This window comes from Nocardioides kongjuensis, assembly GCF_013409625.1.
GTDB classification, from domain to species: domain Bacteria; phylum Actinomycetota; class Actinomycetes; order Propionibacteriales; family Nocardioidaceae; genus Nocardioides; species Nocardioides kongjuensis.
In genome coordinates, this window is sequence record NZ_JACCBF010000001.1 from 2,232,563 (window position 1) to 2,255,780 (window position 23,218).

Sequence of the window (23,218 nt, forward strand, 5' to 3'; positions counted from 1 at the left end):
TCAGATGAGCTCGCTCGACGACCTCGTGGAGGACATGGCGCGGCTGACGGACGCCCCGTGCACGCTCGAGGACCCCGACTTCCGGCTGATCGGCTTCTCCGACCACCGCGGTGACGACGTCGTCGACTCGATCCGGCAGCGCTCGATCCTGCAGCGCCGCTCGACCGAGGACGTGCTCGTGTGGTTCCGCGGCCAGGGCATCGAGGACTCCCCCGGCCCGCTGCGCACGCCGGCCGACCCGGACCTCGGGATCGTCGCCCGGCTGTGCGTCCCGGCCCGGCACCTGGACCGGGTGCACGGGTACTTCTGGCTGATCGACCCCGACGGCCGGATCCCCGAGTCCACCTGGCCCGAGGCGACCCGGATCGCGGAGTCGGCGGCCCGGCTGCTCAACGTGGCCGAGCGCCGCCAGGCCCACCGCGACGCCGTCTTCCGCGAGCTGGTCGAGGGCGGGCGGCTCGCCGCGCGCGAGTCGGCGGTCGACCTCGCCCAGGCCGGCGGCCTGGACCTGCAGGAGCCGGTGACCTGCGTGCTGCTGGAGCGGCCCGAGCTGCTCGACCAGGTCGCCAGCCGGCCCTCGCGCGCGGGCGTGGTCTGGGTCCGCTCCAGCCCGGGCGTGGCCTGTGCCGTCGCCCGCGCCGCGCTCGTCACCGAGACGGACGGGCTCACCGACCTGCTCGCCGCCCTCGGCCTCGGCCGCCGCGTCGACAGCCTGGACCGGATCACCCGGGCCGCCACCGGCCCCACGGTGGCGGGCATCGACGCCCTGGCTGCCGCGCACCGCGGCGCCCGGGTCAGCCTCCGCGTCGCCCGCACGGCCGAGCCCGGCACCGTCGTGCGCTGGGAGTCCCTCGGGCCGCTGGCCCTGCTGGGCGTCACCCGCGACGACGACCTCGAGGCCGCCGTCATCGACCCGCAGGTGCGCACCTTCCTCGCGGCCGCGGCCCCCGAGGTCCTCGCCACGGTGCGGGTCTGGCTCGACGAGGCCGGCAGCGCCGGACGTACGGCGACCCGGCTCGCCGTGCACCGGCAGACCGTCTACCACCGGATCGGGCAGGTCGAGCAGGCGACCGGCTACGACCTCGCCCGCGGCCCGGACCGGCTGCGGCTGCACCTGGCGCTGGAGCTGGCGCCGTACCTGACCGGGTGAGCCGGCAGGCTCACACCACCAGGTCGAGCCGGTGCTCGGTGCCGCCGACGGTGAAGCTGTCGCCCGCCTTCAACCCGACGATCACCGCGTGCAACGGGGAGTCCGCGGCGATCCCCTCCACGGTGGTGCCGTCGACCTCGAACGCCTCGGCCGCCACCCCGACGAGGTAGTGGTCGCCGCCGAAGGCGACGATCGCGCCGTCCCCGACGACGTCGGTGGGGGCGAGGTCGAGGGCGTCGATGCGCACGAGCTCTCGCTGGCGCCGGTCCACGACGCCGCCGAACAGCCCGGCCAGGTCGCCGCCCTCGTCGGACTGCGAGAGGTCGTCGACGTCGTGGACGTCGGCCTGGTCGAGCTCGGCGGCGCCGCGCTGGTCGGCCACGGCCTCCCTCGCGCTGGCGAGGGCGGCCTCGACCCGGCCGCGCAGTGCATCCCTGACCCGCAGCTTGCGGGCGCCGTCCCAGCTCGTGTCGTCCATGGTGCCGTCCTGTCGGTCGCGCCGGTGCCGGATCCATGGAAGCACGAGATCAGCGCACGATGAAGCCCTCCCCGAGCCCGGCGAACGCGTGGCACAGCGCGGGGTGCACGACCTGCGCACCGGACTCGAGGTCGAACCAGCGGTCGACGTGCGCCCAGTGGTGCGGGTGGATCATGTAGTCCACGGTGAGCCCGTCGAGGTCGGCGTACTCCTGCTCCCACACGAAGTCCCACGCCGTGCCGTCGGTGGCGTCCCACTCGAGCGTGACCGCCCGGCTCAATCGCCAGTTGCGGATCGACGCGATGTGCGCGGGCATGGCCAGGGTGTCGCGGGCGAACTCCGCCTCGACCTCAGGGTCCACGCCCGGCAGCAGGCGGAAGAGCGCGGTGCGCTTGACGCCGCCGACGATGCCGGGCTCGCGGGCGCCGGCACCGATCGTGTCGAGACCGAGCGCCGACCACGACGCGCAGTGCTCCTCGAGCGCGGGCAGCAGCACGTCGGTCCACAGCTCCGACTTCCGCGCGACCTGCGCGCTCTCCCGGTCGGGGTGGATCAGGTCCCAGGTGAAGTGCCCGGCCCCGAGGTCGGCGAGGAAGTTCGGGCTCAGGATCGCGGCCTCGATGCCGGGCAGCTCGGCCGCTCGCGCGAGCACGGTCGCCAGCGCACCCATCTCGGCCTCACCGGCGCCGGCGGGCAGGTACAGCTGCGCGGTCTCGCGCCACCGGCTGGGGGTGACCCCGTCCGGCCGGGTGTCCGCGGGCACCGGCCCGACCTGGTCCGGCGCCAGGAGGTAGGTCCGGGCCCGGGACACGACGAGCGCATCGACGTCCGCCCAGAACTGCACGACGTCGGGCGCGTGGGTCTGGGCACGGGCGGTCCAGAAGCCGCCGGCGTCGGGCAGGTTCCAGCGCACCCACAGCACGATGGGCTGGTCGGCGAGGGCGAGCGGCGGGGAGACCTGCTCGTCGACGAGCGTGAGGCCGCGTGCGGCCGCGCCGACGGCGTAGCCGGCGAGGAGCTCGCGCAGCCGCGGCAGGTCGGCGGCGAAGACCTCGAAGCGGTCCTGGACGACGATCGGGTCGGCGGTCGGGTGGGCGGTCGGGTCTGGGGTCGGTGTGGTCATCTCGTCGCCCTCAGAGGTCCGCGACCTTGAGCACGATCTTGCCGCGCGTGTGGCCGGTCTGGATCGCCTCGTGGGCGGCGGCTGCCTCGCGCAGGTCGAGCTCGCGGATCTCCGGGAGCCTCACCTCGCCGGACACGACCAGGCCGGCGATCGTGGCGAGCGCGGGCGCGCAGTCGATGTCGGTCATCATCGAGTAGACGCGCTCGATGCCGCGTCCGGCGGCCGCCGCGACGTCGGCGGGGATGTCGCCGTCGTCGACGAGGGTCGGGATGCTGACGAAGGCGCCGCCGTCGCGGACCAGGTCGAGGCCGTGGGCCAGCGAGCTCGCGCCGGCGGTGTTGACGAGCAGGTCGAGGCCGTCGGGCGCCCACTCCTTGACCGCGGCGGTGACGTCCTCGGTGACGTAGTCGATGACCCGATCGACGCCGAGCCCACGCAGGTAGGCGACGTTGCCGGTGCTGCAGGTCGCGGCCACCTCGGCGCCGGCGGCGCGGGCGAACTGGACCGCGAAGCTGCCGAGACCGCCGGAGCCGCCGTGCACCAGCACCCGCTGGCCGGGCTGCACGCCCCCGTTGTGCTGCAGGGCCTGCCACGCGGTGAGCGCAGCCACCGGCAGTGCTGCCGCCTCGGCGAAGCCCATCGCCTCGGGGACCGGTGCCACCCGGTCGACGTTCGCCACGACGTACTCCGCATAGCTGCCCTGGGCGCCCTGGCCGTGGTTGGTCGGCGTGACCACGCGGTCGCCGACGGCGAACCCGGTGACGCCCTCGCCGAGCGCATCGACCACGCCGGCGGCGTCGAAGCCCAGCACGTACGGGAAGACGTAGGGACGGAAGGCGGCCAGCATGCCCTGCCGGTTCTTCCAGTCGGCGGGGTTCACCCCGGCGTACGCCACGCGCACCCGTACCTCGCCCGGCCCCGGCTCGGGGGTCTCGATCTCGCCGTACTGCAGGACCTCGGGCCCGCCCGTCTCGTTCATGATCATCGCGAACATGGGCCGAGCGTGGCGCCGGTCACACCGCTCGCCGAGCGTGCTCCCGCTGAGCGGGACGCACCGGGGGCCCACCAAATCGGTGGAGTGCAGCAGCCGCGCCGACGTACCGTGGAGGAGTCGGACCTCGCGCAGAGGTCTCCTGCCCTTCACGCCTTCGTGGCCGAACGGAAATACGGACCCTGGACGATCCATCCGACAGGTGGCGTACGACCAAGCGGCCAGGCCGGCGAGCAGGAAGGGGGTGACGGCAGCCATGACGACCGTGATGCTGCTCAACGCCTCCTACGAGCCGCTCGGCACGGTGACCTTCCAGCACGCCGTGCGGATGCTGTTCCGCGAGGTGGCCACCGTCGAGGAGGCGCACGACGACCGGATGATCGGGCCGCACCCGTGGCCGCGGGTGATCCGGCTGGTGCGCTACGTCGCCGCGAAGTGGATGTACCGCCCCGCGGCGTACTCCCGCAGCAACGTGCTCAAGCGCGACCGGCACCGGTGCGCCTACTGCGGCTCGTACGCCACGACCATCGACCACGTGCTCCCGCAGAGTCGCGGCGGTGGGTGGACGTGGCTGAACACGGTCGCTGCGTGCAGCCCGTGCAACGGCCGCAAGGCCAACCGCACCCCTGCCGAGGCCGGCATGCGGCTGCGACTCGACCCGTTCGTGCCGACGCGGGCACAGCTCGCCGTCGCCTGAGCCCCTGCGCCCCTAGAGTTCGGACGTGCGCACGTCCACCAAGCTCAAGCTCGCCTATGTCGCCCTCGCCGCGGCCGACACCGCACTGGCGGGGTCGAGCCGTCGGTGGGCGCACCAGGTCCGCCACGTCACCAAGCCGCTGCTGCTGCCGACGCTGGGCTCTGCGCTCGCGACCGATCCGCGGGCGGCACGCTCGCCGCTGCGAGCCTCGACGCTGGCCGCCCAGGTCGGCGGCTGGGGCGGCGACGTGCTGCTGCTCGGCGAGGGCGAACGGGCGTTCGCGGCCGGTGCGACGTCGTTCGGGGTCGGCCATCTGGCCTACGTCACGGGCTTCCTGCGCCACCGCGACCGTCGTACGCCGATCACGGCGAGCCGCACCGCCCGGGTCATCGGCGGCCTGTGGGCTGCCAGCGGCCCGGTCGTCGCGGCGAGGGCAGCGACCCGGGAGCCCCGGCTGGGGGCGACCCTGCTGGGCTACTCCGGACTGCTGGCCGCGATGGCGGCCACCGCCTCCCACCTCGACCCGGCGCTGCCGCGCGACGCCCGGCTGCTCACCGCCGCGGGTGGGGCGATGTTCCTGGCCTCCGACGCGGTCCTCGGCGCCCGGACCTTCCTGCTCCCCAACGCGCCCGAGCGCCTCGAGTCGGTCGTGATGGCGACCTACACCGGCGCCCAGCTGCTCCTCGCCGAGGGAGCTGCTCGCGCCGGTCGCTGACCCGATCCGGGCACGCGACACGGCCGGGGCGCCGCCCGCTCGGCTGACCGTGGACCTCTGAGTCCGGTCCCCCACCGGCGGATGGCCCCTCGAACCGTCCGGTCGAGGGGTTGTCGTGCCCTGCCCCCGGGTGCATGCTGGCGGAACGGACCGGGAAATCTCTCCACGGAGGCAACCGATGTCTGTCAGACGCTTCGCCACCACGACGCTCGCCGCCGCGGTCCTCTGCTTCTCCGCTGTCGCCGGCGCGGCCGCCGTCGGCTCACCGGTCGAGGTGCCGGCCACCGGCAGCCCGGTCGGGCCGTTCTCGCAGAACAAGCAGAACGAGCCCGCGGTCGCCGTCGACGCCCACCAGCCCGACGTGATGGCCGCCGGCGCCAACGACGAGATCGACATGGAGGCCTGTGCCGCGGGCGACCCGAGCACCTGCCCGTTCACCGACGGTGTCGGCGTCTCCGGCATCTACTTCTCCATGAACGGCGGCGACTCCTGGGTCCAGCCGACCTACACCGGCCTGTCCGCCCGCTCCTGCACGGGCCCGGCCCCGTGCACGCCGACCACCGGCCCGATCGGCACGCTGCCCTGGTACGCCGAGGCAGGCATCGTGTCCGACGGTGACCCCGCGCTCGCGTTCGGCCCGCGCCCCGGCGCCGACGGCCGGTTCTCGTGGGACAACGGCTCGCGCCTCTACTACGCCAACCTGACCTCGCCCGTCGGTGGGGCGCCGCACAGCGACGTCTTCCGCGGCTTCGAGGCCATCGCCGTGTCGTACGTCGACGACGTCGCCGCTGCGGCCGCCGGCTCGAAGGAGGCGTGGAGCCGCCCGGTGCTGGTCTCGCAGCAGTCGACGACGACCTTCTCCGACAAGGAGCAGGTGTGGGCCGACAACGCGTCGAGCAGCCCCTACTTCGGCTCGGTCTACGTGTGCTGGGCGTCGTTCCGCAGCAACAGCCACGGCCAGGCACTGCCGACACCGCTGACGGTCGCGCGCTCGAGCGACGGCGGCACGACGTGGACGACCCGTCAGGTCAGCCCGGCGACCGACAACGGCATCAGCTCGCAGCCCGACGGCTGCACGGTGCGGACCGACAGCCACGGCACCGTCTACGTGTTCGGGATCGGCAAGCGCAAGGCCCAGACCCAGCAGCTGATGTACCGCTCGACCGACGGCGGCGCGCACTTCACCGGCCCGACGCCGGTCGCCGCCGCGGTGCAGCCCGGCACGTTCGACCCGGTCCTCGGCCGGCCGAACATGGACGGCATCGCCGGTGCGCGCGTGGACCTCGCCGCCGGTGCGAGCGTCGACATCGCCAACGGCGCGCCGTCCGGCGCGGACGCGACCGACCAGATCCTGATGACGTGGGCCGACGCCGCCAGCGGCGCGAACCACGAGCAGGTGCTGGCCACGACGTCCCGCAACGGCGGCGCCACGTGGTCGGCACCGGCCGTCGTACCGCTGCCCGGCGGCGACCGGCCGGTCTACACCGCGCCCGCCCTGTCCCCGGACGGGACGGACGCCTACCTGACGGTCAACGCGTTCACCACGCCGTACCGCACCGACACCACCTCGCCGCGTGGCCTGGTCGGTCAGGTGCTGCACGCCGACGTCGGCCCGACCGGTGTCCTCGGCCCGTGGAGCGTGCTGGTCCGCGGCGCCGTCGGCGACCCGCGCGGCACGTCGCAGAACGGCCTGACGGCGGAGTTCCTCGGCGACTACGTCTACACCGCCGCGACCCGCGACGGAGCGGTGGGCGTCTGGAACGACGCCTCCCACGCGGCCGACTGCCCCGCCATCGACGCCTACCGGGCGTCGCTCTACAGCGCGACTCCGCAACCGGCCCCGGACGTGCAGGCCAGCTGCCCGACGGCGTTCGGCAACAGCGACATCCACGGCGCCGCCGTCACCGACCCGACGCCCTGACCTCCCCGGGGCGCGGCCGGCGCCGCGGTGTCTGGGATGCCAGACACCGCGGCGCCCTCGGCGGTTCCACCGCGCGCCGGGATCGGGTGGACTGGAGGCGATGAGCACCGAGACGAGCACGACGATCACCCGCGCCGCCGACCTGAAGCAGGTCCCGTGGCGCAACGGCCAGGGCATGACCACCGAGATCGCGCTCGGCGGCTCCCCTGACGACTTCACCTGGCGGGTCAGCCTCGCCGAGGTCGCCCAGAGCGGCGACTTCTCGGCGTTCCCGGGCATCGACCGGATCATCGTACTCATCGAGGGCCCCTCGATGAGGCTGCAGCTGCCCGGCCACACCCAGGTGCTGCGCACCGACGAGCCGTTCGCCTTCGACGGCGGCGTGCCCGTGCAGTGCACCGTCGATCAGCCCACCCGTGACCTCAACGTGATGACCCGCCGCGGCGCCGCGCGGGCCACGCTGGACGTGTTGGTGCTCGTCGCGGGCGCACCACCACTCGTCGTACCGGCTTCGGGGACGGTGGTCCTGGTCGTGCTGGAGGGCCAGGTCCGGCTGGCCGACGGGGACACCGACCTGCAGCAGGGCGACGTCGTCGTGACGGAGGAGCAGGTGGGCCTGACGGGTGGGGGCCGGGTGGCGGTCGCGCGGATCCTGCCGGGTCCGGCCGGTGATCAGCTCGGGTCCGCGGCCGGCTCGAGGCGCCAGGTGTAGCTCACGACCAGGCCGCCGTCCGGGCCGTCGGGCGTGACGGTACGGCTGCCGGTCAGCGGGTGCGCCGGGTCGTCGGTGTCCCAGGTCTGGTACTTCGCTGTGTCGGCGGCCCTGTTGGTCATCGAGTAGCTCGACGTCCCCCACGGGCAGCTGATCGAACCTGGCGTCCGGACCGACGGGCCGCTCCATTGGAGGTCGTAGGTCCCGGAGAGCTCGTCGAGCGCCATGGTGACCGACAGGTCGCCGTCCACCACGTCGCCGGATCCCTCGATCGTGCACTCGCCGTTCCGGCCCGTGCCGGTCCAGCTGCCGGAGAGGCCGGAGGCGGCGGTGAGGTACCAGGTCCGGCCGTCCTGCTTGAAGTACTGCTCGACGTACGCCGTCACGACCCACGAGATCTCGGTGTCGTAGTTGGTGCCGTTGGTGTAGTTGGAGGTGCCCTCGATGGCCAGCTTCCAACGCTCGGGGACGGCAGGGATCCGGCAGGAGATGTGCACCTCGGCGTCCGGTGCGCAGAAGTCCGGATCGGCGGCGGTGTTCTCCGGCCCGCCCGGAGCGCCGCCGTGGCAGGTGTCGGTGCCGGCACCGCCGTGGCACTCGTCGACGTCGTCGTCACCGTCCATCCGGTCGTTGCCTCCCCCGCCGAAGATGCGGTCGCTGCCGGGACCGCCGTGCACCGCGACGTCGTTCCCGTCGCCGAGGAGGATCAGGTCGTTGCCTGCCCCGCCGTCCTGACGGCCCGGGACGTCGGCACCGGTGATCTCGTCGTCACCGTCGCCGCCGAGGAGGGCGACCCCGCCGGCACCGGCGGTCAGGACGTCGTCGCCCTGGTCGCCGGACAGCACCGCCTGCGGGCCATCGGCCCTCAGCCGGTCCTCACCGGGGCCCCCTCGCACCCGGCTGCGACGGCCCTTCACCGTGACCCGGTCGTTGCCCGATCCTGCGCAGACGACGTCCGCGCCGCCGCGGCCGTCGATCCGGTCGTTGCCGCCCCGGCCGACGATGACGTCCTTGCCGCGGGTGCCGCGCAGCACGTCGTCCCCCGCGGTGCCGACGATGGTGGCGCGCAAGCCACCACAGCGTGGCCTCGCGGCCGCCTCGGCGGACGAGGCGGGGACGGCGAGCACTGCCGCGATCATCAGCAGGCCGGTCATGGCGCCGACGCGCACGCGTCGGCCGGTGGGGTGCTCCATGGGCTCCTCGATCTCGTGGTCGGCGCTCGCGCCGGCGGGGGAAGTCGGTGGCTCCAGCCTCCTGTCCGCGCACGCGCACCGGCCATCCCGGACCGCAGGGTTCTTCTCGCCCCAGAGAAGTGGGGGTCTCGGGCAAAAATCAGAACCCGCGTCAGGTTACTTCCGGGTAAGTAGTGACGAACCCTCACCACAACCGATAGAACACGTTCTGGTTCTTGCCCCTTGTGATGGAGGTCACATGTCCGAAAGCCCCCGTTCCGCGTCGTCCCGCTTCACCCGTCGCGGATTCCTGGCGACCACCGGAGCCGCCGTCGGCGCCGCGTCGATCGGCCTGCCGGCGATGACGAGTCCGGCCGCCGGAGCCGCCATCGGCAACGGCGCCCAGGTCCCGGCGCTCGTCATCGGCACCGGGTACGGCGGCGCCGTCGCCGCGCTCCGGCTCGCCCAGGCCGGCGTACCCGTGGAGATGATCGAGATGGGCATGACGTGGGACACCCCCGGCTCGGACGGCAAGATCTTCCCCAAGGTCACCTCGCCCGACAAGCGCGCCTACTGGCTGCGCACGAAGACGAAGGCGCCGGTCAGCAACTTCTTCGGCTTCCCGATCGACAGCAACATCGAGCGCTACACCGGGGTCCTGGACGCCGAGGAGTTCGCCGGGATCACCGTCTACCAGGGTCGCGGCGTCGGCGGCGGCTCCCTGGTCAACGGCGGCATGGCGGTCACGCCGAAGCAGTCCCGGTTCGCCTCGATCCTGCCGTCGGTCGACGCCGCCGAGATGTACGCCACCTACTACCCGCGGGCCAACGCCGGGCTCGGCGTCGGTTCGATCGACCCGACCTGGTTCGAGAGCGCCGCGTGCTACCAGTACGCGCGGGTGGGCCGCAAGCACGCGCAGCGCTCCGGCTTCGCGTGGACCTTCGTGCCGGACGTCTACGACTGGAACTACATGAAGGCCGAGCAGGCCGGCACCGTCACGCGGTCCGCGCTCGACGGCCAGGTCATGTACGGCAACGACCACGGCAAGAAGTCGCTCGTGCAGACCTACCTCGCCCAGGCCCTGGCCACCGGCCGGGTCAACGTCTCACCGCTGCACAAGGTCACCTCGGTCGCCCCCGTGCCCGGCGGCAGCGGCTACACCGTGACGATCGACCAGCTCAACACCAGCGGCGACACCGTGGCGACCAAGACCGTCACGGCTGCGAAGGTGTTCTTCGCCGCCGGCAGCGTCGGCACCAGCAAGCTGCTCGTGAGGCTCAAGGCGACCGGGGTGCTCCCCAACCTCAACGCCGAGATCGGCAAGGGCTGGGGCGACAACGGCAACGTCATGTGCGGGCGCGCCAACCACATGTGGGACCCGACCGGCGAGCTCCAGTCCACCATCCCCTGCTCGGGCATCGACAACTGGGACGCCGGCGGCGCCTTCGCCGAGGTCGCTCCCCTGCCGACCGGCATCGAGACCTACGCGTCGCTCTACCTGTCGATCACCCGCACCACGCGGCGCGCGGAGTTCAGCTGGAACCCCTCGACCGGCAAGGTCGACCTGTCCTGGCAGACCGCCTGGAAGCAGGACTCGATCAACATGGCCAAGACGATCTTCGACAAGATCAACAGCAAGGAGGGGACGATCTACCGGACCGACCTCTTCGGCGGCTACAAGATCTGGCAGGACGGCCTGACCTACCACCCGCTCGGCGGCGCCGTCATCAACAAGGCCACCGACAACTACGGCCGCCTGCACGGGTACGACGGCCTGTACGTCATCGACGGCGCGCTGATCCCCGGCAACACCACGGTCAACCCGTTCGTCACGATCACCGCGCTGGCCGAGCGCAACATCGACAACATCCTGGCCAACGACGTCTGACGCTGCGGTGCACGTCACGGAGGGGCCGGGACTATCCCGGCCCCTCCGCTGGTTCAGCGACCATGCCCGAGCTCGTCGTCCCCCCTGCGTCGCGACACCAGAACGCGCTGATGATCTGGCTGGCGGTCTTCCCGACGCTCACCGTGCTGAACCTGCTCCTCGGCGGCTGGCTCGGCCACCTGCCGGTCGTGCTGCGCACCTTCGTGCTCGCCTCGATCGCAGTGCCGATCGTCGTGTACGTCGTCGTGCCGCGGCTGCACCGGGCCCGCGCCCGGATCCTGCGCTCGCGCCTGGGCTGAGCCGCATGGATGCGGCCGCCGCGGGCACCACGCCAGCATGGGCGACCTGCTCGAGAGGTATCGGCGCAAGCGCGACTTCACCCGCACCCCGGAGCCGGCGGGCGCCGTCGGCGAGCAGCCGGCCGGCGCGCGGTTCGTCGTCCAGCGGCACCGCGCCAGCCGGCTCCACTACGACCTGAGGTTCGAGATCGACGGCGTCCTGGTGAGCTGGGCGGTGCCGAAGGGCCCGACCCTCGACCCGGGGGCGCGCCGCCTGGCGGTGCACGTCGAGGACCACCCGATCGAGTACCTGCACTTCGAGGGCGTCATCCCCTCGGGACAGTACGGCGGCGGGGACGTCATCGTGTGGGACACCGGCACGTGGGAGCCGGTGAGGACCGACGACCCGCGGGCCGCCGTACGCGACGGCGAGCTGCACGCCGAGGTCCACGGGCACAAGCTGCGGGGCCGGCTGGTCCTGGTCCGCACGGGCGCCGAGGGTGATCGCGAGTCCTGGATGCTGCTTCACAAGCGCGACGCGCACGCCGTCGACGGCTGGAACCCCGAGGAGCACCCACGCTCGGTGCTCACGGGCCGCACCAACGACGACGTGGCCGCCGACCCCGACCGCCGCTGGCGATCCGGCGCACCGGCGGCCGAGGCGGAGGAGGTCCTCCTGCCCGACCCGCTGCCGGACGAGGCCGTCGCGTCGCTCGAGGACCTCGGGCGCGAGGGGACGTGGGAGGTGTTCGGACGACGGTTGAAGCTCACCAACCTCGACAAGGTGCTCTTCCCCGGCGAGCCACCGGTCACGAAGCGCGAGCTGCTCGCCTACACCGCGCGGATCGCGCCGGTCGCGATCCCCTACCTGCGCGGCCGGCCGCTCAACCTGCACCGCTACCCGGACGGGGCCGACGCGAAGGGCTTCTGGCACAAGCAGCGCCCCGACCACGCGCCCGACTGGCTGGGCGCCTGGGACAACCCGGAGGCCGATCCCGGCGAGACCACGACGTACGTCGTCGCGGACGAGCCGGCCGCTCTGGTCTGGGCAGCCAACTTCGGCGCCCTCGAGTGGCACCCGTGGACGTCACTGGCGACCGCGCCGCACGAGCCGACGTACGCGCTCGTCGACATCGACCCGGGCGAGCGGACCACGTGGGAGGAGGTGCTGACCCTGGCCCGGCTGCACCGCACCGCCCTCGACCACCTCGGCGTGCTGGCGCGCCCGAAGGTCACCGGCCGCCGGGGCATCCAGGTGTGGATCCCCGTCGTGCCGGGCTACACCTTCGACGACACCCGGGCCTGGGTCGAGCAGCTCTCCCGCACGGTCGGGAAGGTGCTGCCCGACCTGGTCAGCTGGAAGTGGGAGGTCCGCGCCCGCAAGGGCAGGGCACGACTGGACTACACGCAGAACGCGATCAACAAGACCCTGGTCGCGCCGTACTCGCCACGCCCGGCGCCCGGCGCACCCGTCTCGGTGCCGATCGGCTGGGGCGAGCTCGACGATCCCGGCCTGCGGCCGGACCGCTGGACCATCCGGACCGTCCTCGACCGTCTCGCCTCGCGCGGCGACCCGTTCCAGGCCCTGCTCGACGCGGGGCAGGAGCTGCCCGAGATCACCTGAGCAGGCGGACGGGTGGTCCTGCGCGCCGCGGGTACCGACGGTGCGTTGGAGAGGAGGTACGCCGACATGCTGATCGCCATCATCGTCGTGGTCGCGGTCCTGATGGTCGCCGCCACCATCTGGTGGCTGCGCGAGCTGCGGAAGGGGCCGGTGATCGAGTCGCCGGACTCGACCCTCAGGGAAGCCCAGCACCGCGAGGGCTGAAGGCCCTCAGGCCACCACCAGCACGAGTGCGCCCAGGCCGGACAGGCCGGCGAGCGCAGCCACGGCCCCCGGGAGCCGACCGTCGAGGTCGCGTCGCAGGTCGCCGCCGGGCCGGCGGCGGGGATGCCGGCGGGCCACCGCGGCCAGGGCGGCCGTCGCGACGAGCAGCCCGGCGGCGATCACGGTCACCGCGAGCACGCCGTCGACCGCGCCCAGCACCCGGGCCTCGACGAGCACCACGCCCAGCAGCGACAGCACGCTGCGCGACCACGCGAGCCGGGTCCGCTCGGTCTGCGTGCCCTGCTCTGTGGCCTGCTCGACGCCGGTGGGCCGCGTCACGACGCACCGAGCGTCAGCGCGACGAGCACCAGTCCCCCGGCGGCGACCAGCACCGCGAGCGCGATCCCGAGCGGCAGGCCGGGCAACGGCCGGGCCTCGCGCAACGCCCGCTCGTTGGCCATCCAGCGCAGCCAGGCGAGGCCGCAACCCACGACGCCGGCGAGGATCAGGCAGGCGGCGACCCAGCGGCGCGGCGCCTCGGGCAGCGCGCTGGCGAGCGAGTCGAGCGCGACGCCGGCAGCCATCAGGGCGAGTGCCGTGCGGATCCATGCCAGGAAGGTCCGCTCGTTGGCGAAGGTGAACCGCGGGTCCGGCTCGGCCCCGAGGTCGTAGACGCTGCGCGGGCGCCGCACGGTCACGGCTGCTCCCCCTCCGCGCCGAACGGCGCCATCTCGAGGGCGAGGTCGATGAACGCCCGGGCCGCCGGGGAGAGCGGACCCTCGCGGCGCACGATGCCGATCTCGTGGGCGACCGCGGGCGTCGTGGCGACGACCCTGGCGCCGAGCTCGGCAGCCTCCTGCGCCATGTGCCGCGGGAGGAGCGAGGCGCCGACGCCGGCCGCGACCAGCTTCGGGATGGTCGCGCGGTAGATCGTCTCCACCACGATGCGCGGCTCGGTGACGTTGGCGATCGCGAGCGAGTCGTCGAGCCGCTTGCGCGACGCCGTGCCCGGCGGGGTCGCGATCAGCGGGAGCTCGGCGAGCACCGACAGCTCCACCGGCCCCGGCCCGGGGTCGGGGCTGTCCGGCGGCAGCACCAGGAAGAACTCCTGCTCGCCGAGGGCGATCGCCTGCAGGCCGGTCGTGGCCGCAGGCAGACGCACCACGCCGATCTCGCACTGGCCGCCACCGACGATCGCCGCCGCACCGCCGGGCACGTCGCAGTCGGTGATCCGCACGTTGATGCCGGGGTAGAGCTGGCTGAACCGCCCCAGCAGGGCGGTCAGCGGGTGCGCGGCCACGGTCGGGGTGGACGCGATGTCGAGCGTGCCGTCGTACCCGCCGCGCACCTTGGCCACGGCGGCCCGCGCGACCGCGTGGTCGCGCAGCACCTGGCGGGCCGGCGCCAGCAGCGCCTCGCCGGCGGCGGTCAGCTTGACCTTGCGGCCGAGCCGGTGGAACAGGGTGACGCCGAGGTCCTTCTCCAGCGCCGCGATCGCCTGCGACAGCGACGGCTGGGTCACGTGGACGGCCTCCGAGGCCCGCCCGAAGCCGCCCTGGTCGACGACGGCGACGAAGTACTCGAGCTGACGGCGTTCCATGACGGCCAGCGTACGCCGATGGATAGGTGCTGGCTATCAGACGTTGCAGCGCTCAGTCGTGGCGACGGGCTCGAATGGCGCCAATCTCGCACCGATCAGCATCACCGCCGCCGCAACTCATAGGCACTGCCTATCTTTCGGGTACGAAGTTTCCATTAGACCTCCGACCCCGGACGGCAGCACGCTGGTGTGACCTCGGACACCGACCACCGTCCCGCCCCATCCTGGAGGACCCATGAAGACCCTGCGCACAGGGCTGGCCGCCGCCACCGCCGCCGCACTCGCACTCGCACTCACCGCCTGCGGGGGTGGAGGCGAGGAGCGCAAGACCGAGGACGGGCTGACGGTCGTCACCGTCGCCTACACGCCGATCTACTCCGTCGGCGCCCTCAAGCTCGGCATGGACCAGGGCTTCTTCGAGAAGCAGGGCCTGCGGGTCGAGCTGAAGCAGGTCGCCAACCCGCCCAGCGGCATCGCAGCCGTCGCCGGCGACGAGGTCGACTTCAACTACACCCCCTCGATCCCCTTCGTGAACGCGATCGCCAACGGCGTGCAGCTCGAGATCGTCGGCGCCGCCGACGGATACGACGAGGGCACCAAGGCCGCCGTCGAGGCCGACCCCTCGCTCGCACTGCAGCACGACGACAGCGGGGTCGTCGCCGCAGCGGACTCCGGCATCACCCGGGCCCGCGACCTCGAGGGCAAGACCGTCTCGGTCCCGGCGCGCGGCGCCCAGCTCGAGGTGACGATCGCCGCGGCGGTCAAGGCCGACGGCGGTGACCCGGCGAAGATCAACTGGATCACCCTCGACTTCCCCAGCGCGGTCAGCTCGCTGAAGTCCGGTCGTGTCGACGCCGCCGGCCTCGTCGTCCCCTTCCTCTCCCAGGCCGAGGACGCCGGCGGCAAGCTGGTCCTCTCCCCCGGCCTCGAGTTCTTCGACGACGGCGCCGTGGGCATGTGGGTCACCTCGGCCTCCCTCGCGAAGAAGGACCCCGAGATCGTGAAGTCCTTCCAGACCGCCGTCGAGCAGACCAACGAGTACGCCGAGGCGCACATCGCCGATGCCCAGAAGGCTGCCGCCGAGGTGCTGAAGACCGACCTGGCCACGGTGCAGGCGGGCTCGGAGCCGGCGTTCCCGGCGACGGTGGACCCGGCCGACGTGCAGTCGGTGATCGAGCGGATGAAGGAGCTCGGCTACCTCAAGAAGGACGTCGACGCCGCCTCCCTCGTCTTCGGCAGCTGACGGAGGACGACGATGCCCACCCTCCGTCCCGGCAGCCTCCGGCGCTACGCCGTCGGCGCGGCCAGCATCGGGGTCACCGCCCTGCTCTGGCAGTGGGCCGTGACCGGGCCGCTCGCCGACAAGCCCTTCGCGACGGTGCCCGAGATCCTCGGCCGGCTGCGCGACTTCGCCGGCGACCCGCTGTTCTGGTCCTCGCTCGGCGAGACCTTCCGGGTCGCGGCCATCGGCCTGGTCATCTCGGTCGTGCTCGGTGTCGCGGCCGGCCTGCTGGTCGGCCAGTCGGACCTGGCCTACCGCAGCACCCGGGTGCTCGTGGAGTTCCTCAAGCCGATCCCGCCTATCGTGATCCTGCCGCTGCTGGTGCTGGTCCTCGGCCCGACCGGGGACATGGGGATCTTCCTCGTCGCCTTCGGCGGGGTCTTCCCGCTGATCACCCAGACGGCCCACGGCGTCCACGACGTCGACCCCGTCGCGGCAGAGACGGCGCGGTCGTTCCGGCTCACCCGGTGGCAGCGGATCCGCACCCTGGTGGCGCCGACGGCGCTGCCGTTCGTCGCCACCGGCGTGCGGATCAGCGCCAGCGCCGCGCTCGTCATCGCACTGGTCTCGGAGATCATCGGCGGGGCCCCCGGCCTGGGCAAGGACCTGGTCCTCGCCCAGACCACCGGCGACTACCCCGCGATCTACGCACTGGTGGTGACCTTCGGCGTCCTCGGCGTCCTCATCAACGCCGTGCTGGCCGCGGTCGAGCGACGCGCCCTGTTCTGGCACTCCTCGGTCCGGTCGGAGGTGACCGCATGACCCGCCGCCTGTGGCTGGTGGCCCTCGAGCTGTGGCTGCCCGTCGTCGTCCTCATCGGCTGGTGGGTCTGGTCGGCCGGTGCCGCCGAGCCGTTCTTCCCGCCCCTGCGGGAGATCCTCACCCGGTTCCGGGAGATGTGGCTCTTCGACCAGTTCGTCAGCGACGTGCTGCCGAGCCTGCGCAACATGGTCGTCGGCTTCGCGATCGCCTCGGTCGTCGGCATCGCCGTCGGCATGGTGCTGGCCCGGGTCCGGCTGCTCCGCGAGGCGCTCGAGCCGCTGATGCACTTCGTCCGGGCCACGCCCGGAGTCGCCCTGGTGCCGATCTTCATCCTGCTCCTCGGGTTCGGTCCGAGCATGAAGATCTCGATCATCGCCACCGCGGCGGTGTTCCCGACGATCATCGCGACCATGGACGGCGTCCGCAGCGCCGACCCGGTGCTGCTCGACATCTCCCGCGCCTACCAGCTGACCCGCCGGCAGCGCGTCACGAAGGTGCTGCTCCCCGCAGCGGGTCCGCAGATCTTCGCCGGCCTCCAGGTGAGCCTGCAGGTGGCGTTCGTGGTGATGATCGCCAGCGAGATGCTCGGCTCCACCGAGGGCATCGGCGCCCTGACCCTCCTGGCCCAGCAGAGCTTCGCGGTCACCGACATGTGGTCCGGCATCGTCCTGCTCGGTCTCCTGGGCTACCTCGTCAACCTCCTCTTCCTCCTCGCCCGCAGCCGTGTCCTGCACTGGTACGACGGCACCCGAAAGGCGGCCAAAGAATGAGCACCACCCTCACCCGCACCCCCTCCACCTCTCCGACGACAGGAGCTCCGACGATGAGCGAACGCCAGGTCCGGCTCTCGATCGAGGGCCTGCACAAGGGGTACGGCGCCGGCGCGGCCCGCAAGGAGGTCATCTCCGACCTCACCTTCGACGTGCTGGCGGGCGAGTTCGTCTGCATCGTCGGCCCCTCCGGCGCCGGCAAGACCACCCTGCTGAAGTGCCTGACCGGCCTGCACCCGGCCAGCTCGGGGGCGGTCCGCCTCGACGGCAAGGTCGTCGACGGTCCGCCGCGCCAGATGGCGCTGGTGCTCCAGGAGTACACCCGCTCGCTCATGCCGTGGCTGACCGTGGAGAAGAACGTCCGGCTGCCGCTGGCCAACCTCAGGATCGGCAAGGCCGAGCGCGAGCAGCGGATCACCGACGCGCTGCGCGAGGTCGGCCTGTCCGACGTACGCACGAGCTATCCGTGGCAGCTCTCCGGCGGCATGCAGCAGCGCGTCGCCATCGCCCGTGCCCTGGCCTACCGGCCCGAGGTGCTCGTGATGGACGAGCCGTTCGCCTCGGTGGACGCGCAGACCCGCGCCGACCTCGAGGACCTGATGCTCAAGGTGCGCCAGGACTTCGGGATCACCATCGTGCTGGTCACCCACGACATCGACGAGGCGGTCTACCTGTCCGACCGCGTCGTGGTGGTCACGAAGGGGCCGTGCACGGTCGACGAGATCATCTCGGTCGAGCTGCCGTTCCCCCGCGACCAGATCGAGACCAAGTCCGACCCGCGCTTCGTCGACCTGCGGGCGCGCGTCTTCTCGCGGATCAAGGCGTCCGCGTGAGCAAGGTCCGCGGCGTCGTCGTCCTGGTCGCCGACCAGCTCCGGGCCGACCACCTCGGCTTCGGTGGCGGCCAGGTGCCGACCCCGCACCTCGACGCGCTGGCCGCGGGCGGCACCGTCTTCGACCAGGCCTACGTCGCGAACCCGACCTGCATGCCCAACCGGGCCACGATCGCCACCGGCCGCTGGCCGTCCACGCACGGCACCCGCACCAACGGCGTCACCCTGGACTGGGACGCGCAGACGTTCATGCGCTCGATGCAGCGGGCGGGCTGGAGCACCGCGGCCGTCGGCAAGCTGCACTTCCAGACCATGGGCTGGCCCTACGAGGACGACCAGCTCGCCGACATGGCGCGGCACGCACCCGAGCTCGTCGACGCAGCTCTGGCCGACGCCGTCGAGCGCGACCGCCCGGCGCAGTGGGACACCTGGGAGAGCTTCGACCGGCACCGGGCCGCCCACCTCGAGCTGCCGCCCGACTACTACGGCTTCGACACCGTCGACCTGGTGATCGGCCACGGCGACGCGCCGGGGGGCCACTACGCCCACTGGGCACGCGCCCGCGGGCTCGACCCGGACACGGTGCGGATCATGGGAGACGCGCTCGTCGGCTACCCCGGCTGGGAGCAGGTGTACCAGTCGGAGGTCCCGGTCGAGCTGCACCCGACGACGTACGTGACCGAGCGTGCGATCGACCGGCTCGAGCAGCTGGCGGCCGGCGACGCGCCGTTCTGCCTGTTCGTCTCCTACCCCGACCCCCACCACCCGTTCGCTCCTCCGGGCGACTACTGGCACCGGGTCGACCCGAGCGCCGTCGAGCTGCCCGCGACCTTCTTCGACCGGCACGACCGCTCCCCCGAGCACGTGCGGCAGATCGTCGCCGAGCGCGGCCGTCCCGCGGCGGACCCGACGATGACCTGGTCGCCCACCGAGGAGCAGTACCGCCACGCCCTGGCCGCCGAGCTGGGTCTGGTGTCGCTGCTCGACGACAGCATCGGCCGGATCCTCGGCCGACTCGAGGACCTCGGCGTCGCCGACGACACCGCGGTGGTGTTCACCGCCGACCACGGCGACCTGTTCGGGGACCACGGGCTGATGCTCAAGCACTTCGTGCACTACCAGGGGGTGACCCGGGTCCCGCTCATCGTCCGGACCCCTGGTGGCGACGCGGGGCGCTCGTCGGCACTCGTCAGCAGCGCGGACATCGCACCGACGCTGCTCGACCTGGGCGGCGTGCCGGCGTACCGCGGCATCCAGGGCACCAGCCTCCGCTCGCTGGTCGAGGGCCGGGCGTCCGCCGTACGGCCCCGCCTGCTCGTCGAGGAGGACCAGCCGTTCGGGCTCCCCGGCCTGCCCGGCCCGGTGCACATCCGCACGCTGCTGACCGAGGACGCCCGCTTCACCGTGTACGGCGGCCACGACGTGCGCGAGCTCTACGCCCTCGGCGACGACGCCGACGAGACCACCAACCTCGCCGACACCGTCGACGGCGCCGCGCTGCAGGCCCGGTTGACCGCCGACCTCGCCGCCGAGCTGATCCGGCTCAGCGACACCGGCATCCGTCCCGCTGCCTCCGCCTGACCCGAAGGAGCCTCGTGCACGCCGACCTGATCCTCCACTCCGGCACCGTCCTGAGCGTCGACCCCGCGTTCTCGACGTCCTCCGCCGTCGCGGTGCGCGGGGACCGGATCGTCGCCGTCGGAGACGACCGCGACGTCCGCGACCTCGCCGGCCCGGGCACGCGCACGGTCGACCTGGCCGGCGGCACCGTGCTCCCCGGGCTCAACGACTCGCACCTGCACCTGCAGTGGTGGGGCCTGGCCCGCTCCCAGGTCGACCTCTCCGCGGCCGGCTCGCTCGACGAGGCCCGCGAGCTGGTACGACGCCACGCGGCCGCGCAGCCCGAGGGCGCCTGGGTGCGGGGACGCGGCTGGCACGAGCGGGTGCTCGCCGGCGACGACCCCCTGGGCCCGACCGCCGCGATGTTCGACGACGTGTGCGGTGGGCGGCCGATGGTCCTCGAGCACTTCAGCGCGCACGGCGCTCTGCTCAACACGCTGGGCCTGCACCAGGCCGGGATCACCTCGGCCACGGCAGCGCCACCGGGCGGCGAGGTCGTCCACGACCCGGCGACGGGCGAGCCGACCGGCGTGCTCAAGGAGGCTGCTCTGCAGCTGCTCGACGGGGTGCTGCCCACACCGACGGCGACCCAGCGGCAGGCCGCGGTGGTCGATGCGATCGGCGAGCTGAACCGGCGCGGGATCACCAGCGTAACCGACCCGATCGTGACGCCCGAGATGCTGCGCGACTACGTGACCCTGCGGCGCGAGGGCCGGCTCTCGGCGCGACTGACCACCCTGCTGCACTGGACCTGGCCGTCGGTCCAGACACCGATCGCCGTCCTCGAGGAGGCGATGCGGTACGTCGGCTCGACCACCGGCCTCGGCGACGACCTGCTGCGCATCGGCGGGTGCAAGCTGATCGCCGACGGGGTCGCGGCTCTCGGCACCGCGTGGATGTCGGCGCCGTACCACCACGAGGGCACCTGCGGCTCGCTCGTCACCGAGGGTGCGGACGACGCCGAGCGCGTCGCTGCCCTGCACGCGCTGGTCCGCCTGCTCCACCGGCACCGGTTCCAGGTCCAGGTCCACGCCACCGGCGACCGGGCCTGTGACACCGCGGTCGAGGCGCTGGTCGCCGCCCTGACCGACGACCCGTGGCCGGACGCCCGGCACGTCCTCATCCACGCCAACCTGCCGTCGGCCGCGAGCGTCGAGGCGATGGCCCGCCACGGCATCCTCGCCAACGTCAACGCGCTGGTGAAGTGGCAGGCGGCCGCCGGGCTGGTCGGCGTCATCACCGAGGAGCAGTGGCACCGGATGATGCCGGCCCGCTCGATGGCCGACGCCGGGGTCGTCGTCTGCGACGCGTCCGACGCCCCCATCACCGACCCGGACTGGCGACTGGCGCTGCAGATGCTGGTCACCCGGGTTCCGCGTGGCGGCGACGGCCCGTGCGGCCCCGCCGAGCGGCTCACCCGGGAGCAGGCGATCCGGGCCTGGACCGCCAACCCCGCCTGGCAGGACCACGCCGAGACGGACAAGGGCACCGTCGAGCCGGGCAAGGTCGCCGACCTGTGCGTCCTCGCCGAGGACCTGATGAGCGTTCCCGACGAGGACCTGCACGCTGTCACGCCCGTGATGACCGTGCTGGGCGGACGGGTCGTGCACGAGGGCTGACGGGCGTCTGTGGCCGGCGCGGTCTGCGGGCGCGCCGGCGAGGAGCCTCGGGCCCTCCGGGCCTGCTTCGTCAACCCGCCCGAAGGCAACAGCCGCGTAGTAGGCACAGTCCTGAAAGGCGCAGCGACGAGAAAGGTGCGTAGGGGTCGGGTACCGCTGTCGGGTTGCGGTTCTGCCGGGAGCAACGTGCTGCCGCGCGACCGGCCGCGACCTCGAAAACCCGCTAGAAACAAGGCGAAACTCGTCGCACGACACTCGCCGTTCGAACATGTGTGCGATAGAATCAAGCCATGATCTCGGACCTCTCGGAAGCCACGCCGGAGCAGCTGCTCCACGCGGCCGAAGACCGCGTCCGCGTGGCCCGTCAGGTCGAGGTCGACAAGCTCGAGCTGCTGCTCGCCTGGGCCGACCACCACTCCGGAGACCCGCAGGCCGAGCCCGACGCCGTGCCCGTGAAGTTCGGCGGACCCAGGCTGATCACCCTCGGTGGGGACGGGACGCCGGAGGTCCAGGACCTGGCGTTGGTCGAGATCGCGATCGCCCGCCACGAGGGCGTGCTGACCACCCGCAACGCCCTGGCCGACGCGTTCGACCTGCGCCACCGCCTCCCTGCCGTGTGGGCCGGTGTGAAGGCCGGACGCTGCGAGGTCTGGGTGGCCCGCAAGGTCGCCCGCTGGTCCCGCAAGCTCGACTGCCACCAGGCTCGTCTCGTCGACGACGCGGTCGCCGCCGCGTTGGACGAGGCACCCTCACGGATCCTCACGATCGCCGAAGCCAAGATCATCGAGGCCGACCCGGTCGCCCACGCGAAGCGGATCACCGACAACCAGAAGACCAAGGGCGTCTGGTACCCCACACCCCGACCCGGCTCCCAGATCAACGACACCGACAACACCGACGGCACCGGTAACACTGCCGGGATCGCAACGGTGTTCGCACGTCTCGCCGAGGCCGACGCGATCGAGCACGCCGCCATGGTCGAACACCTCGCCACCACGCTGGCCGAACACGCCGACGTTCCTGACGGCGAGGAGCCGCTCGGGATGGACCACTGGCGCGCCGAAGCCTTCGCGATGCTCGCCGACCCCGCCGCCGTCCTCGCGTTCCTCCACGGAACCGACGACGAAGACGCGGAGCCCGAACCCAGCCCCATCCCGGCTGCGGAGATCGTGGTCCACCTCGCCCAACAGGCCGACGGCACCCTCGGCCCCCTGTCCCGCGTCGAAGGCCTCGGCCCGCGGCTCCTCGACCAGGTCCGCGACCTGCTCCGCCGCCACACCACCATCACCCTCACCCCGGTCATCGACCTCCACACCGGCCGCTCGGTCAACGGCTACGAGCACCCCACCGACGTCAAGAAGCGCACCGAGCTCCGCACCACCGGCGACGTCTTCCCCCACGCCACCCGCCTCTTCACCCAGCACGGCCGGGCACCCGACCACGACCACACCACCCCGTATGACCGGCACGGCCCGCCCGGCCAGACCGGCGACCACAACGACACACCACTCGCCCGGCACCACCACCGAGCCAAGACCCACCTCGGCTACACCGTCCTGCAGCTCGGACCCGACCGCTGGGTCTGGGGCACACCCCACGGCCTCTACCGCCTCGTCACCGGCAGCGGCACCACCACCATCACCCGGGCCGAGTACCACGTCCTCGAGGAACAGGCGATCGTCCTCGCAGGCGACTACGCCGCCTGACTCCTCCCGCCGTGCGCGGCGCTCCGGCCATCGCGCAACGCCACCACCACGAGGTGCTCTCGGCAGGCTGATCG

At 72.7% G+C, this 23,218-nt stretch carries 23 protein-coding genes; 16 read left to right on the top strand and 7 right to left on the bottom strand.

Going from position 1 to position 23,218, the window contains the following annotated elements:
- The first annotated feature begins 4 nt into the window (after positions 1–4).
- A complete protein-coding gene (locus BJ958_RS10770) occupies positions 5–1,150 on the top strand; it encodes a PucR family transcriptional regulator (protein WP_179726830.1) in 1,146 nt (381 codons plus the stop codon).
- A 10-nt stretch (positions 1,151–1,160) separates the two neighbouring features.
- Here the strand turns inward: BJ958_RS10770 and BJ958_RS10775 are convergent, their stop codons facing one another.
- The 3 genes from BJ958_RS10775 to BJ958_RS10785 are packed head-to-tail and all read right to left on the bottom strand — an operon-like array spanning position 1,161 to position 3,745.
- The gene (locus tag BJ958_RS10775) at positions 1,161–1,628 is read right to left on the bottom strand and encodes a hypothetical protein (protein ID WP_179726831.1); all 468 of its coding nucleotides are present in this window, start codon (positions 1,626–1,628) and stop codon (positions 1,161–1,163) included.
- A gap of 49 nt (positions 1,629–1,677) precedes the next feature.
- On the bottom strand, positions 1,678–2,751 hold the full coding sequence (locus tag BJ958_RS10780; RefSeq protein ID WP_179726832.1) for a Dabb family protein: 1,074 nt from the start codon (positions 2,749–2,751) through the stop codon (positions 1,678–1,680).
- A gap of 10 nt (positions 2,752–2,761) precedes the next feature.
- A complete protein-coding gene (locus tag BJ958_RS10785) occupies positions 2,762–3,745 on the bottom strand; it encodes an NADP-dependent oxidoreductase (protein WP_179726833.1) in 984 nt (327 codons plus the stop codon).
- 253 nt (positions 3,746–3,998) lie between these two features.
- Between BJ958_RS10785 and BJ958_RS10790 the strand changes: the two genes are divergently transcribed.
- The 4 genes from BJ958_RS10790 (at position 3,999) to BJ958_RS10805 (ending at position 7,787) form a co-directional block, all read left to right on the top strand.
- Positions 3,999–4,439, top strand: a complete 441-nt coding sequence (locus BJ958_RS10790) for an HNH endonuclease (RefSeq protein ID WP_179726834.1) — start codon at positions 3,999–4,001, stop codon at positions 4,437–4,439.
- Between the two features lie 25 nt (positions 4,440–4,464).
- Positions 4,465–5,154: a lysoplasmalogenase family protein gene (locus tag BJ958_RS10795; RefSeq protein ID WP_179726835.1), complete on the top strand. Its 690-nt coding sequence runs from the start codon at positions 4,465–4,467 to the stop codon at positions 5,152–5,154.
- A 178-nt stretch (positions 5,155–5,332) separates the two neighbouring features.
- On the top strand, positions 5,333–7,075 hold the full coding sequence (locus tag BJ958_RS10800) for a sialidase family protein (RefSeq protein ID WP_179726836.1): 1,743 nt from the start codon (positions 5,333–5,335) through the stop codon (positions 7,073–7,075).
- Positions 7,076–7,175: 100 nt separating this feature from the next.
- Positions 7,176–7,787 (top strand): HutD/Ves family protein, encoded by a 612-nt coding sequence (locus BJ958_RS10805; RefSeq protein ID WP_179726837.1) that lies wholly within the window; start codon positions 7,176–7,178, stop codon positions 7,785–7,787.
- On the opposite strand, the gene BJ958_RS10810 is transcribed toward BJ958_RS10805, so the two are convergent.
- Positions 7,748–8,980: a calcium-binding protein gene (locus tag BJ958_RS10810; protein ID WP_179726838.1), complete on the bottom strand. Its 1,233-nt coding sequence runs from the start codon at positions 8,978–8,980 to the stop codon at positions 7,748–7,750. The two genes, BJ958_RS10805 and BJ958_RS10810, sit on opposite strands and share 40 nt — an antisense overlap.
- A 238-nt stretch (positions 8,981–9,218) precedes the next feature.
- On the opposite strand from BJ958_RS10810, the gene BJ958_RS10815 reads away from it, so the two are divergent.
- From BJ958_RS10815 to BJ958_RS10830, 4 genes are all read left to right on the top strand, one after another.
- Entirely contained in the window at positions 9,219–10,847 is a 1,629-nt protein-coding gene (locus tag BJ958_RS10815) for a GMC oxidoreductase (protein ID WP_179726839.1), read from the top strand.
- A gap of 62 nt (positions 10,848–10,909) precedes the next feature.
- On the top strand, positions 10,910–11,146 hold the full coding sequence (locus tag BJ958_RS10820; RefSeq protein ID WP_179726840.1) for a hypothetical protein: 237 nt from the start codon (positions 10,910–10,912) through the stop codon (positions 11,144–11,146).
- Between the two features lie 37 nt (positions 11,147–11,183).
- Positions 11,184–12,749, top strand: coding sequence for a non-homologous end-joining DNA ligase LigD (locus BJ958_RS10825; RefSeq protein WP_179726841.1), 1,566 nt, complete (start codon positions 11,184–11,186; stop codon positions 12,747–12,749).
- A gap of 66 nt (positions 12,750–12,815) precedes the next feature.
- Entirely contained in the window at positions 12,816–12,953 is a 138-nt protein-coding gene (locus BJ958_RS10830) for a hypothetical protein (protein ID WP_179726842.1), read from the top strand.
- A 6-nt stretch (positions 12,954–12,959) separates the two neighbouring features.
- On the opposite strand, the gene BJ958_RS28495 is transcribed toward BJ958_RS10830, so the two are convergent.
- Genes BJ958_RS28495 through BJ958_RS10845 form a run of 3 tightly spaced genes read right to left on the bottom strand, consistent with a single transcriptional unit; the run spans position 12,960 to position 14,553 of the window.
- Positions 12,960–13,292 (bottom strand): DUF202 domain-containing protein, encoded by a 333-nt coding sequence (locus BJ958_RS28495; protein ID WP_179726843.1) that lies wholly within the window; start codon positions 13,290–13,292, stop codon positions 12,960–12,962.
- Complete coding sequence (locus BJ958_RS29015; protein WP_343052639.1) at positions 13,289–13,651, bottom strand: YidH family protein; 363 nt, start codon at positions 13,649–13,651, stop codon at positions 13,289–13,291. Before BJ958_RS29015 ends, BJ958_RS28495 begins: the two co-directional genes overlap by 4 nt.
- Positions 13,648–14,553, bottom strand: coding sequence for a LysR family transcriptional regulator (locus BJ958_RS10845; RefSeq protein ID WP_179726844.1), 906 nt, complete (start codon positions 14,551–14,553; stop codon positions 13,648–13,650). Before BJ958_RS10845 ends, BJ958_RS29015 begins: the two co-directional genes overlap by 4 nt.
- Before the next feature lie 235 nt (positions 14,554–14,788).
- On the opposite strand from BJ958_RS10845, the gene BJ958_RS10850 reads away from it, so the two are divergent.
- From BJ958_RS10850 to BJ958_RS10880, 7 genes are all read left to right on the top strand, one after another.
- Positions 14,789–15,796 carry an ABC transporter substrate-binding protein gene (locus BJ958_RS10850; protein ID WP_179726845.1) on the top strand — a complete coding sequence of 336 codons (1,008 nt, stop codon included), beginning with the start codon at positions 14,789–14,791 and terminating at the stop codon, positions 15,794–15,796.
- A 12-nt stretch (positions 15,797–15,808) separates the two neighbouring features.
- Positions 15,809–16,597: an ABC transporter permease gene (locus BJ958_RS10855; protein WP_179726846.1), complete on the top strand. Its 789-nt coding sequence runs from the start codon at positions 15,809–15,811 to the stop codon at positions 16,595–16,597.
- Complete coding sequence (locus BJ958_RS10860; RefSeq protein WP_179726847.1) at positions 16,594–17,367, top strand: ABC transporter permease; 774 nt, start codon at positions 16,594–16,596, stop codon at positions 17,365–17,367. Before BJ958_RS10855 ends, BJ958_RS10860 begins: the two co-directional genes overlap by 4 nt.
- A gap of 53 nt (positions 17,368–17,420) precedes the next feature.
- On the top strand, positions 17,421–18,200 hold the full coding sequence (locus BJ958_RS10865) for an ABC transporter ATP-binding protein (RefSeq protein WP_179726848.1): 780 nt from the start codon (positions 17,421–17,423) through the stop codon (positions 18,198–18,200).
- Positions 18,197–19,780 (top strand): sulfatase-like hydrolase/transferase, encoded by a 1,584-nt coding sequence (locus tag BJ958_RS10870; protein WP_179726849.1) that lies wholly within the window; start codon positions 18,197–18,199, stop codon positions 19,778–19,780. Before BJ958_RS10865 ends, BJ958_RS10870 begins: the two co-directional genes overlap by 4 nt.
- 14 nt (positions 19,781–19,794) lie before the next feature.
- Positions 19,795–21,438, top strand: a complete 1,644-nt coding sequence (locus BJ958_RS10875) for an amidohydrolase family protein (protein ID WP_179726850.1) — start codon at positions 19,795–19,797, stop codon at positions 21,436–21,438.
- Between the two features lie 290 nt (positions 21,439–21,728).
- Positions 21,729–23,144 (top strand): hypothetical protein, encoded by a 1,416-nt coding sequence (locus BJ958_RS10880; RefSeq protein ID WP_179726851.1) that lies wholly within the window; start codon positions 21,729–21,731, stop codon positions 23,142–23,144.
- Positions 23,145–23,218 lie beyond the last annotated feature (74 nt).

Bases quoted from the DNA above. Each gene is read 5' to 3' on its own strand.
- BJ958_RS10770 (WP_179726830.1), top strand. From the start codon at position 5: ATGAGCTCGCTCGACGACCTCGTGGAGGACATGGCGCGGCTGACGGAC.
- BJ958_RS10775 (WP_179726831.1), bottom strand. From the start codon at position 1,628: ATGGACGACACGAGCTGGGACGGCGCCCGCAAGCTGCGGGTCAGGGAT.
- BJ958_RS10780 (WP_179726832.1), bottom strand. From the start codon at position 2,751: ATGACCACACCGACCCCAGACCCGACCGCCCACCCGACCGCCGACCCG.
- BJ958_RS10785 (WP_179726833.1), bottom strand. From the start codon at position 3,745: ATGTTCGCGATGATCATGAACGAGACGGGCGGGCCCGAGGTCCTGCAG.
- BJ958_RS10790 (WP_179726834.1), top strand. From the start codon at position 3,999: ATGACGACCGTGATGCTGCTCAACGCCTCCTACGAGCCGCTCGGCACG.
- BJ958_RS10800 (WP_179726836.1), top strand. From the start codon at position 5,333: ATGTCTGTCAGACGCTTCGCCACCACGACGCTCGCCGCCGCGGTCCTC.
- BJ958_RS10805 (WP_179726837.1), top strand. From the start codon at position 7,176: ATGAGCACCGAGACGAGCACGACGATCACCCGCGCCGCCGACCTGAAG.
- BJ958_RS10810 (WP_179726838.1), bottom strand. From the start codon at position 8,980: ATGGAGCACCCCACCGGCCGACGCGTGCGCGTCGGCGCCATGACCGGC.
- BJ958_RS10815 (WP_179726839.1), top strand. From the start codon at position 9,219: ATGTCCGAAAGCCCCCGTTCCGCGTCGTCCCGCTTCACCCGTCGCGGA.
- BJ958_RS10820 (WP_179726840.1), top strand. From the start codon at position 10,910: ATGCCCGAGCTCGTCGTCCCCCCTGCGTCGCGACACCAGAACGCGCTG.
- BJ958_RS10825 (WP_179726841.1), top strand. From the start codon at position 11,184: ATGGGCGACCTGCTCGAGAGGTATCGGCGCAAGCGCGACTTCACCCGC.
- BJ958_RS10830 (WP_179726842.1), top strand. From the start codon at position 12,816: ATGCTGATCGCCATCATCGTCGTGGTCGCGGTCCTGATGGTCGCCGCC.
- BJ958_RS10845 (WP_179726844.1), bottom strand. From the start codon at position 14,553: ATGGAACGCCGTCAGCTCGAGTACTTCGTCGCCGTCGTCGACCAGGGC.
- BJ958_RS10850 (WP_179726845.1), top strand. From the start codon at position 14,789: ATGAAGACCCTGCGCACAGGGCTGGCCGCCGCCACCGCCGCCGCACTC.
- BJ958_RS10855 (WP_179726846.1), top strand. From the start codon at position 15,809: ATGCCCACCCTCCGTCCCGGCAGCCTCCGGCGCTACGCCGTCGGCGCG.
- BJ958_RS10860 (WP_179726847.1), top strand. From the start codon at position 16,594: ATGACCCGCCGCCTGTGGCTGGTGGCCCTCGAGCTGTGGCTGCCCGTC.
- BJ958_RS10865 (WP_179726848.1), top strand. From the start codon at position 17,421: ATGAGCGAACGCCAGGTCCGGCTCTCGATCGAGGGCCTGCACAAGGGG.
- BJ958_RS10880 (WP_179726851.1), top strand. From the start codon at position 21,729: ATGATCTCGGACCTCTCGGAAGCCACGCCGGAGCAGCTGCTCCACGCG.